This window comes from Luteolibacter sp. (genome assembly GCF_058122085.1).
On sequence record NZ_JBIKBQ010000139.1, the window covers coordinates 1 to 9471 of the forward strand.

The 9471-nt window shown below is 61.3% G+C and carries 11 protein-coding genes; 5 read left to right on the top strand and 6 right to left on the bottom strand.

Annotated elements, in window-relative coordinates:
- The 3 genes from AC4DF4_RS16640 to AC4DF4_RS16650 all read right to left on the bottom strand — a co-directional run.
- Positions 1–448, bottom strand: a 448-nt coding sequence (locus AC4DF4_RS16640) for a hypothetical protein (RefSeq protein WP_490049234.1), incomplete at its 3' end; no start/stop codon positions are given.
- A 97-nt stretch (positions 449–545) separates the two neighbouring features.
- Positions 546–788: an acyl carrier protein gene (gene acpP, locus AC4DF4_RS16645; RefSeq protein ID WP_488258742.1), complete on the bottom strand. Its 243-nt coding sequence runs from the start codon at positions 786–788 to the stop codon at positions 546–548.
- Positions 789–899: 111 nt separating this feature from the next.
- Complete coding sequence (locus AC4DF4_RS16650; protein ID WP_490049235.1) at positions 900–1721, bottom strand: hypothetical protein; 822 nt, start codon at positions 1719–1721, stop codon at positions 900–902.
- 122 nt (positions 1722–1843) lie between these two features.
- Between AC4DF4_RS16650 and fbaA the strand changes: the two genes are divergently transcribed.
- Both fbaA and AC4DF4_RS16660 read left to right on the top strand, forming a co-directional pair.
- Positions 1844–2875 carry a class II fructose-bisphosphate aldolase gene (fbaA, locus tag AC4DF4_RS16655; RefSeq protein ID WP_490049236.1) on the top strand — a complete coding sequence of 344 codons (1032 nt, stop codon included), beginning with the start codon at positions 1844–1846 and terminating at the stop codon, positions 2873–2875.
- An 81-nt stretch (positions 2876–2956) separates the two neighbouring features.
- Positions 2957–3733 carry a VC0807 family protein gene (locus tag AC4DF4_RS16660; RefSeq protein ID WP_490049237.1) on the top strand — a complete coding sequence of 259 codons (777 nt, stop codon included), beginning with the start codon at positions 2957–2959 and terminating at the stop codon, positions 3731–3733.
- A 60-nt stretch (positions 3734–3793) separates the two neighbouring features.
- Here the strand turns inward: AC4DF4_RS16660 and AC4DF4_RS16665 are convergent, their stop codons facing one another.
- Entirely contained in the window at positions 3794–4078 is a 285-nt protein-coding gene (locus AC4DF4_RS16665; protein ID WP_490049238.1) for a 4a-hydroxytetrahydrobiopterin dehydratase, read from the bottom strand.
- A gap of 133 nt (positions 4079–4211) precedes the next feature.
- Between AC4DF4_RS16665 and AC4DF4_RS16670 the strand changes: the two genes are divergently transcribed.
- Together AC4DF4_RS16670 and AC4DF4_RS16675 are read left to right on the top strand one after the other, a co-directional pair.
- A complete protein-coding gene (locus AC4DF4_RS16670; RefSeq protein WP_490049239.1) occupies positions 4212–4661 on the top strand; it encodes a hypothetical protein in 450 nt (149 codons plus the stop codon).
- A 68-nt stretch (positions 4662–4729) separates the two neighbouring features.
- Positions 4730–5410, top strand: coding sequence for a L,D-transpeptidase (locus AC4DF4_RS16675; protein ID WP_490049240.1), 681 nt, complete (start codon positions 4730–4732; stop codon positions 5408–5410).
- 62 nt (positions 5411–5472) lie between these two features.
- Here the strand turns inward: AC4DF4_RS16675 and AC4DF4_RS16680 are convergent, their stop codons facing one another.
- Positions 5473–6084, bottom strand: a complete 612-nt coding sequence (locus AC4DF4_RS16680; RefSeq protein ID WP_490049241.1) for a LysE family translocator — start codon at positions 6082–6084, stop codon at positions 5473–5475.
- Entirely contained in the window at positions 6081–6464 is a 384-nt protein-coding gene (locus AC4DF4_RS16685) for a hypothetical protein (protein ID WP_490049242.1), read from the bottom strand. Before AC4DF4_RS16685 ends, AC4DF4_RS16680 begins: the two co-directional genes overlap by 4 nt.
- A gap of 143 nt (positions 6465–6607) precedes the next feature.
- On the opposite strand from AC4DF4_RS16685, the gene acnA reads away from it, so the two are divergent.
- Positions 6608–9376 (top strand): aconitate hydratase AcnA, encoded by a 2769-nt coding sequence (gene acnA, locus AC4DF4_RS16690; protein ID WP_490049243.1) that lies wholly within the window; start codon positions 6608–6610, stop codon positions 9374–9376.
- Positions 9377–9471: the final 95 nt, after the last annotated feature.

Consider the following 9471-nt stretch of genomic DNA (forward strand, 5'->3'; position numbering starts at 1 on the left):
CCCAGGCGTCATCCACGCCTTCGATGACGGCGCGGGCGGGATTGCCGGTGCGGCGGATGTCTTCGAGCACGCGCTCGCGGACGGCGTCAATGCTGTCGTGGACGATTTCCTCGTGGACCTGGCCGCGCTTGAACTGGAAACCGTATTGGAGGAAGGCGAGGTCCTTGCCTTCGGCTTTGAGCTTGTCCACCAGCTTGTCGAAACGGGCTCTGGCAGATGGATCGAATCCATCGAGTGCGACCTCGTTGTAGGAGGACGGACGGAGGATGCGCGGGCGCATGGCCTCGACCTCGCCGGTGCGGATACGGACTTCGTTTGTCCGGTCCATCAGCTCGCTGATGAGCTGGAATTCGAACCGCGTCTCGCCGAAGGTGTCGATGCGACGGTCCGGCTCGCGGAGAACCTTGGTCGTTTCAAGCGCGTAGTGGATGTCGTCCGGAGAGTGCATGGGCAGGAGAGAATCACCCGGATCGGGCGTAATGCAAAGAAAAGGGCGGACACCCTGTGAGGAGTCCGCCCTTTCGCAAAGCGTTCGCCTACCGGAATCAGGCTTGTTGGCTGGTGATGTAAGTCACCACGTCGCCGACGGCTTGAAGCTTTTCGGCCTCTTCGTCCGGCACTTCGATGTCGAATTCTTCTTCGAAAGCCATGACGAGCTCGACGGTGTCGAGGGAGTCGGCGCCGAGGTCCTCGACGAATTTGGCTTCGGTGGTCACTTGATCAGCGTTGACGCCAAGTTGGTCCACGATGATGTCCTTTACACGGGCTTCGATACTTTTGTCTGACATGAGTTGCTGTTGTTGAGTGTTGGCGTTGGGAGTGGTTACCGCTTGCGGACCCGGCTTGGCAACCTCGAAAACGAATCGGGAGCGGAAAAGCACTGGACCCGCGAAAACCAATCAGGCAGGACTGGAGGCGTCGTCCTTGGGTTGGCTGTCGGGGAAGGAGGCGTATTCGATGATTTCACCGGAAAACCGCGAGCGGATCAGGCGCATCAGGCGCTCGGCGGGCTCGTCGCTGTCCTTTTTGAAGCCGCCGTAAGTCAGGCCGTCGATGCGAATCCGGCCTTTCCCGGACGCGCCGTCGTAGTCGATGAAGGCGATCCCCTTGGTGTCCCATTTGCGGAGATCGAGCGTCTTGAGATCCGAATAGGGAACCCGCTTGCCCTGCTGCGAGGTGACCGCCTCGGCGTCCGCCGAAATCGAGCGGCCCAGCGTGCGGATCAGGAAAAACGCCGCCGCACCGGCCAGCGCGGCGCAAACTCCGCAGACGATCCACTGCTCCCGGATTTTTCCGGCGTCATAAGGATGCTCCGGCGGAGACGCGCCGAGCCCGCGCTCGCGGGTGTATTCGCGCCACAAGATGTTCCATTGCAGCGGCTTCATCCGCTCGTAGTCGTGGAGAATTTCAGGCCACGGCATCGGCAGCGTGAGCGAGAGAGGCAGGATCGAGTGGTCCTCGGGAAACGCGACGGACTGTTTCGCCGCATGGTTTTTCCACTCCTCGGGCGTGAGCGCGCCGCTGGAATTCATTTTCGAAAACTCCTCGTTCGCGATCTGGAACGCCTTGTGCAGGTAGTAAACCTCGTTTTTCTTGCGGTACCCGGTCGAGCCGTCGATGTAAAAAAGCACCGCGAAAACGCCGAACATCAGCAGCATCACCAGCGCGCGGAAGAGAAACCAAGGCGTTGGTTTGCAGACAATTGATTCGGGCGAGTTCATCGGGATAAACGAGAAACAATCGCGCCAGTCGGCGGTTGGCAAGCCACAAGCCGGACAACTCCAAGGATTTCCTCGATTCTGGCTTGTCGTTAATCCGCCGCGCGTCTAAGCACACACTCGTCATGCCAATCGCAACTCCCGCACAATATCGCGCCATGTTGGACGCCGCCCAAAAGGGTGGCTACGCCTATCCCGCCATCAACGTCACCTCGCTGCCCACCATCAACGGTGCGCTGCGCGCGTTTTCCGAAATGAAATCCGACGGAATCATCCAGGTTTCCACCGGCGGCGGCGAGTTCGCATCCGGCACCTCGGTGAAAGACGCCGCCTTCGGAGCCATCGTGCTTGCCGAGGCCTGCCACCTGCTCGCGGAAAAACACAACGTCCTCATCGCCCTCCACACCGACCACTGCCATCCCGCCAAGGTCGATGGCTTCCTCAAGCCGCTGCTCGAAGCCTCCCGCAAGCGCATTGCCGAAGGCAAAGGCCCGCTGTTCCAATCCCACATGTTCGACGGCTCGGTGGTTGACCTGAAGGAAAACCTCGAAATTTCCAAAGCCCTCCTCAAGGAATGCGCCGATCTCGGCATCATCCTTGAAGTCGAAGCCGGCTGCGTCGGCGGTGAGGAAGACGGCCACGACACTTCAGGTCTCCCGATTGAAAAACTCTACACCACGCCCGAAGACATGGTGGAGGTTTACGAAGCGCTCCAGCCGATCGGCCGCTTCCTGTTCGCCGCCACCTTCGGCAACGTCCACGGTTCCTACAAGCCCGGCGCGGTGAAGCTCAAGCCCACCATCCTCCGCGACGGCCAGAAGGCGGTCATGGACAAGCACGGCGCGGCCGCGGAAATGGACCTCGTCTTCCACGGCGGATCCGGCACCTCCGAGAGCGATCTCCGCGAAACGCTCGACTACGGCGTCGTGAAAATGAACATCGACACCGACACGCAATACGCGTTCACCCGCCCGATCGTCACCCACATGTGCCAGAACATCGAAGGCGTGCTCAAGATCGACGGTGAAGTCGGCGACAAGAAGGCATACGATCCGCGCTCCTATTTGAAAAAGGGCGAACTCAGCCTTTGCGAGCGGATGAAAGAGGCTTGCGACGACCTCCGCTCCACCGGTCAGAGCATTTTCGGAAAAGTCTGATTCGTCCAACAGGGCGGCCTTGGATTTTCCGGGGCCGCCCTTTTGTTGCCCGTCCAGCGGCTTCCCATTTCCATCCATTTCATGCCCGATCCTAAAACACCCAAGGAGCACCCGCTGGCTAACATCGTCGTCAACGTGATCGTGCCGGTGCTGATCCTCAGCTACCTCAGCAAGGACCCGGACCTGCAGGCAAGACTCGGCAAAATCGCCAGACCCTGGCACATCGGCCCGCTCTGGGCGATGATCCTCGCCCTGGCGCTGCCGCTCGGCTACGGCGCCTGGTATTACCTCAAGACCCGCAAGGGCAACTTCTTCTCGGCGCTCGGCCTGATTTCCGTCCTTCTATCCGGCGGTCTGACCGTCTATCTGTGGAACAAGAACGGCACCGTGAAACCTAACGCCGGCTTGCTCTTCGGCCTCAAGGAAGCGCTGATCCCGCTCGTGCTCGGCGTCGCGATCCTCTTCTCTCACCGCTCGACGACGCCGCTGATCCGCGTCTTCCTTTACAACGATTCGATCTTCGACATCCCCAAAATTGAAGACCGGATCACCGCGATTTCCGCGCAGGGGGATTACGAGCGCCTGCTCCACCGGGCCACGAAGCTTTTCGCCGCCTCCTTCTTTCTCAGCTCGCTGATGAACCTGATCCTCGCCCAATGGTTTTTCCTCGGCTTCGATGCAGGGGCTTCCGACGCGCTGGAAACCTACAACTCGATCATCGCCAAAGTCACCGGCTGGGGATTCGCGGTCATCGGCGTGCCTGTCATGATCTTCCTGTTCTTCACCCTGCGCTGCCTGCTCAAAGGCCTCGGCAACCTAACCGGAATGAAGGACGACGAGCTGATGCTCCCCCGCTGAACGAAAAAAGCAGGGCCACCCGCGGACGGGCGACCCTGCTTGATTCTGAATTCCTGCGGCTCAATCCACCAGGTTGTCCACCCGCTGCGCGAGCTCGATGTCGAGCTCCGTCACGCCGCCGGCGTCATGGGTGGTTAGTTTCAGCGTCACCTTGGTGTGCTTGATGGTAATGTCGGGATGGTGCTGCGCTTCCTCGGCGATCTCGGCGAGATCGTTCACGAAATCAATCGCATCCATGAATTCCTCGAACTCGACGGTCCGGGTGATGGCTTTTTTTTCGTAGTCCCACTCGGGGCATTTTTTCAATGCGGCGGTGAGATCGTCATTTTCAAGAAGTTCGGACATGTTTTCAATCGGGGAAATGTTCGCCCGAAGATTGCGGCGTCCGATTCGCCATTGGCAAGCCCCTTTCCACCGGTTCTTGAAAATCATCTTGCCGGACGTTGCGCCGCTGCTTGATTTGGCGTAGGTTCCGGCCATGAAAAAACTACTCACCGCACTGTTGGCAGGCCTTGCTTTTTCATCATGTGTCCCTTCCACGCCCCAGGCGCGGATCGCACAAAACCCGCAGGTCTTCGCGGCGCTTCCCAAAAAGGACCAGCGCCTCGTCGAGCAGGGACAAATCGCCCGCGGCATGTCTCCGGACGCCGTGATGCTCGCCTGGGGCTATCCGGCGCGGCGCTTCGAGGGATCGAAGGATTCCAAAAGAACCGAGCGCTGGGATTATGCCGGCTCGCGCCCGGTTTACGCCTCGACCTTTTACGGCGGCTATGGATACGGACACGGATACGGATATGGTCCTTACGGCCACCACGGGTATCCGGGCTACGGATACGGCTTCGGCCCCGAAGTCGCATACATCCCTTATCGCGTCGCATCGGTTTGGTTCGTCAATTCCCGGGTCGATTCCTGGGAGCGGCTCCGCTGAGCAATTCACCCGCACCATGTCTTGCATTTTCCCGGGCGATCGCAATCCTTCCGCCTGATCATAACGCCATGACTTCAAAATCACTTCTCGCAATCGCCGCCGCAGTCTGCGCGGCCACCCTGTTCCCCTCCTGTTCGAACCTTTCATCCGGCGGCTCCGGCCTGGCGGCCTATCACGCCTACGACCGCCCGACCAAATTGCCCGCCAGCCCTGGCAACGTCCGGGTGAAAGTCTCGCTCAGCAAGCAGCGGGTGTATGTGATGGAAGGTTCCGAAATGTTGCTCGCCATGCCGGTCTCCGTCGGCGCGCCGGGAACGACCACCCCGTCCGGAAGTTTCAGCATTTTCAACAAGGAGCACAAACACCGCGCCAACACCCACGGCTATGCTTACAGCGGAAACAACGTCAAGAAGACCATGCTCAGCAGCCGTCCTCCCGGCTGGTCGTTCAAGGGCACGCCGATGCCCTACTGGTGCGAGTTCAAACCTAACTACGGCTTCCACACCGGCTGGGTCAAGCACCAGCCCTGTACCCACGGCTGCATCCGGATGCACGAGAATCTCGCTCCGAAATTCTTCCGCCTGGTCAAAGTCGGCACGCCGGTGAACATCGCCTACTCGCAAGCCGAGGACGCTACCGTCGGCAACATCCCGCTCCCTCCGGACGCCGGCCCACTGCCTGATTACGCCGGCTCGATGTATCTCACAGACGGTTATTTCAACCAGCACACGGCGCCGAAATACGACTGATCCCGCAGGACCAAATCTCACGATTCAGCCAAAGGCCCCGCACCCCGCGGGGCCTTTTCCGTTCACCCGGCGATCAAGCGGACCGCCAACACCAGCAGCACAGTCCCAAACGCGCCGTCGATCCATCGCGCCGCCCGCTCGTAGCGCGAGCGCAGCGGATTGCATTGCAGCAGCCACGCCCACAGCGACCACAGGACGCATCCCTGTCCGACCACGATTCCCCAGATCGCGAACGCCCACCACTCCGGCCGGGCGCCTCTCAGAAACGGCGCGCAAACTGCCGTCAGAAAAACCGCGGCTTTCGGATTCAGCAAATTACAAAACAGCCCCCGCACGAACGGCCGCCTTCCCGACGCATTCCTACCAGAATCCACCTTCGCTCCGGAATGCCACTCCCGGAACAAACCGCAGGCCAGCCAGAGCAGATATCCCGCAGCCAGCCAGCGCATGAACTCCCACAAAACCGGCAGCCGCTCGAAAGCTACCGCCAGCCCAGCCACCGCCAGCATCGCGTGCACCGCTAACCCACAAGCAATCCCCAGCGCCATTTCCACACCCTTACGGGCTCCACTCTGCAGCGCGGTCCGCGTCAGCAAAATCATGTCCGGCCCCGGACTGAACTGCCCCAACGCCATCACCCCCGCGAACGCCAGGAGATCGACGGCCGCGCTCATTCCTCCCCGCGTTCCCGCTTCACCGCCACCACGTAGGCCAGCACCGCCTTTTCATCCGCGGACGCCAGTCCCGCGTGGCCGATCATTTTCGGCACCGCCGTCTCCCACTCGTCGATGTCCAAATCCTGCGGCAGCTTGTATTTGTGGCACTCGCCGCAATGCAGCATGTAAACTTCGTGCCCACGTTGGATTTGCTCGAGCGATTTCCCGCTTTTTTTCGCCATCGAGGCGCTCGGATTCGGCACCTCGGCGATTCCTCCCTCCGCGGGCTCGTCACCTGCTTCGATGTTCTCGACGATGGGCGCTGGCCCCGCTCCGCCGCAGGAAATCATCAATAAAGCGCATAACACCACCGTCATCCAGTCCCGTCCGGTTCGCATGCGCGGACGCTACACGGTCGCCCCCGCCACTCAACCCCGGAAATCAACCTTCAATCTGCGGGTGAACGATTTTGACAAATCCCCCGCCGCCAATAACCTCCGCCGCATTCCAGCCCCACCGGCTTTTCCACAACGATCCATTCATGAACACACTCCGCACCTTCACCACCGGCTCTGGCGCACAGGGAAATTTCCACTCGCTCCCCGCCCTCGCCGAACAAGGCTTCCCGAATCTCTCGAAATTGCCGGTCTCGATCCGCATCGTTCTCGAATCCCTCCTCCGCAACAACGACGGGCTGAAAGTCTCGGAAAAGGACATCACCAACCTCGCCAACTACAACGCCAAGGCCCCCGGCGACTATGAAATCCCCTTCGTCGTCGCCCGCATCGTGCTCCAGGATTTCACCGGCGTGCCTCTCCTCGTCGATCTCGCCGCCATGCGCTCCGCCGTCGACGGCATGGGCAAGGACGCGAAAATGATCGAGCCACTGGTCCCCGTCGATCTCGTCGTCGACCACTCCGTGCAAGTCGATTACGCAGGCGGCCCCGACTCGCTGGAGAAAAACCTCGACCTCGAATTCCACCGCAACCGCGAGCGCTACGAGTTCCTCAAATGGGGCGAACAAGCCTTCGACACCTTCAAGGTCGTCCCTCCCGGCATCGGCATCGTCCACCAGGTGAACCTCGAATACCTCGCCAAGTGCGTGCTTGAGAAAAACGGCGTGTTCTATCCGGACACCCTGGTCGGCACTGACTCCCACACCACCATGATCAACGGCCTCGGCGTCGTCGGCTGGGGCGTGGGCGGCATCGAAGCGGAGGCCGGCATGCTCGGCCAACCCGTCACCTTCCTCGTTCCCGAAGTCGTCGGCGTCTATCTCACCGGCGCACTCAACACCGGCGTCACCGCCACCGACCTCGTCCTGCTCGTCACCGAAGTCCTCCGTAAAACCAAAGTCGTCGGAAAATTCGTCGAATTCTTCGGCCCCGGCGCCAAAGCCCTCAGCCTCCCCGACCGCGCCACCATCGCCAACATGGCACCCGAATACGGCGCGACCATGGGCTTCTTCGGCATCGACGAAATCACCACCGGCTACCTCGCCGGCACCGGCCGCCCTGCCGAACTCGTCACCACCGTCGAGAACTACTACAAGGCCCAAAGCCTCTGGGGCATCCCGACCGACCGAGACGCCCTCGAATTCTCCCAAGTCGTCGATCTCGACCTCTCCACCGTGAAACCCGGCGTCGCCGGCCCCAAGCGCCCGCAAGACCGCATCGACCTCGACAACCTCAAGGTCAAATGGGGCGAACTCCTCGCCGCTCCCATCGCCGATGGCGGCTTCGCCAAATCCGAAACCAAATCCGCCATCGTCACCGTCGACAGCAAGGGCGGCGTGAAGGACAAGATCGGCCACGGCTCCGTGCTCATCGCCGCCATCACCAGCTGCACCAACACCTCGAACCCGAGCGTCATGCTCGCCGCCGGTTTGTTAGCGAAAAAGGCAAACGCCCTCGGCCTCACCATCAACCCGTCCGTCAAAACCTCGCTCGGACCCGGCTCCCGCGTCGTCACCGACTACCTCAACAAAACCGGCCTCCAGGCCGAACTCGACACTCTCGGATTCCAGACCGTCGGCTACGGCTGCACCACCTGCATCGGCAACTCCGGCCCGCTCGACACGGGCATCGAGGACGTCGTGAAATCCGAGGACATCGTCGCCGCCTCAGTCCTATCAGGAAACCGGAACTTCGAGGCCCGCGTCCACCAGTCCATCAAGGCGAACTTCCTCATGTCGCCGCCGCTCGTCGTCGCCTTCGCCCTCGCCGGCACCGTCGATATCGACCTCACCACCGAGCCGTTAGGAAGAACCCCGGAAGGCGAGCCCGTCTTCCTCGCCGACATCTGGCCCACCAGCCAGGAAATCACCGACGCGATGAACGCCTCGCTCCGCCCCGACGTTTTCCAACGCCTCTACACCGGCTTCTCCGACCAGAACCCGAAGTGGAACGAAATCAAATCCTCCACCGGCAACGTTTACGAGTGGGACCGCGAATCCACCTACATCCAGGAGCCGCCCTTCTTCGACGGCTTCACCCCCGCCCCGCGCGACATCGTGGAAATCCACGGTGCCCGCCCGCTCGGCATCTTCGGCGACTCCGTCACCACCGACCACATCTCCCCTGCCGGAGCCATCAAGATGGACAGCCCCGCCGGCCGCCACCTGGTGGAAAAAGGCGTCACATTCGCCGATTTCAACTCCTACGGCTCACGCCGTGGCAATGACCGCATCATGACCCGCGGCACCTTCGCCAACGTCCGGATCAAGAACCTCATGGTCCCCGGCATCGAAGGCGGCGTGACCAAATACTACCCGTCCGCCGCCCCGGCCAAGGAACGCCTCATGGCCGAGAGCCACGAACTCCAGAACGGCACCGTCTCCGGACCGGCCGTCGTCAATGGCGACATCCCCACCCTCGCCATCTACGACGCCGCCGCCGTCTATCAGGAAGAGTGCGTCCCCACCATCATCATCGGCGGCGAGGACTACGGCATGGGCTCCAGCCGCGACTGGGCCGCCAAAGGCACCAACCTGCTCGGCGTCAAGGCGGTCATCACCAAGTCCTTCGAGCGCATCCACCGCTCCAACCTCGTCGGCATGGGCGTGCTTCCCTGCAACTTCGTCAACAAGGAGGACTACGACAAAGTCAAAGGCCTCGGCGACGCCACCTTCGATCTGGTCGGCATCGACAACGACCTCAAGCCCATGCAGCAGGCCACCCTCAAGGTGCATCCCGCCGACGGAGAAAGCTTCGACGTCCCCGTCGTCGTCCGCATCGATACCCCGGTGGAAAAGGACTACTACCGCGCCGGCGGCATCCTCCCCTACGTGCTCGCCCAGATCCTGGGATAGTCAATGTAGCGGCGGTCTGCGACCGTCGATGCCCATGAGTAGCGACGGTCTGTGACCGTCGATGCCAATGAGATGCCAAAGAACGACGGTCGCAG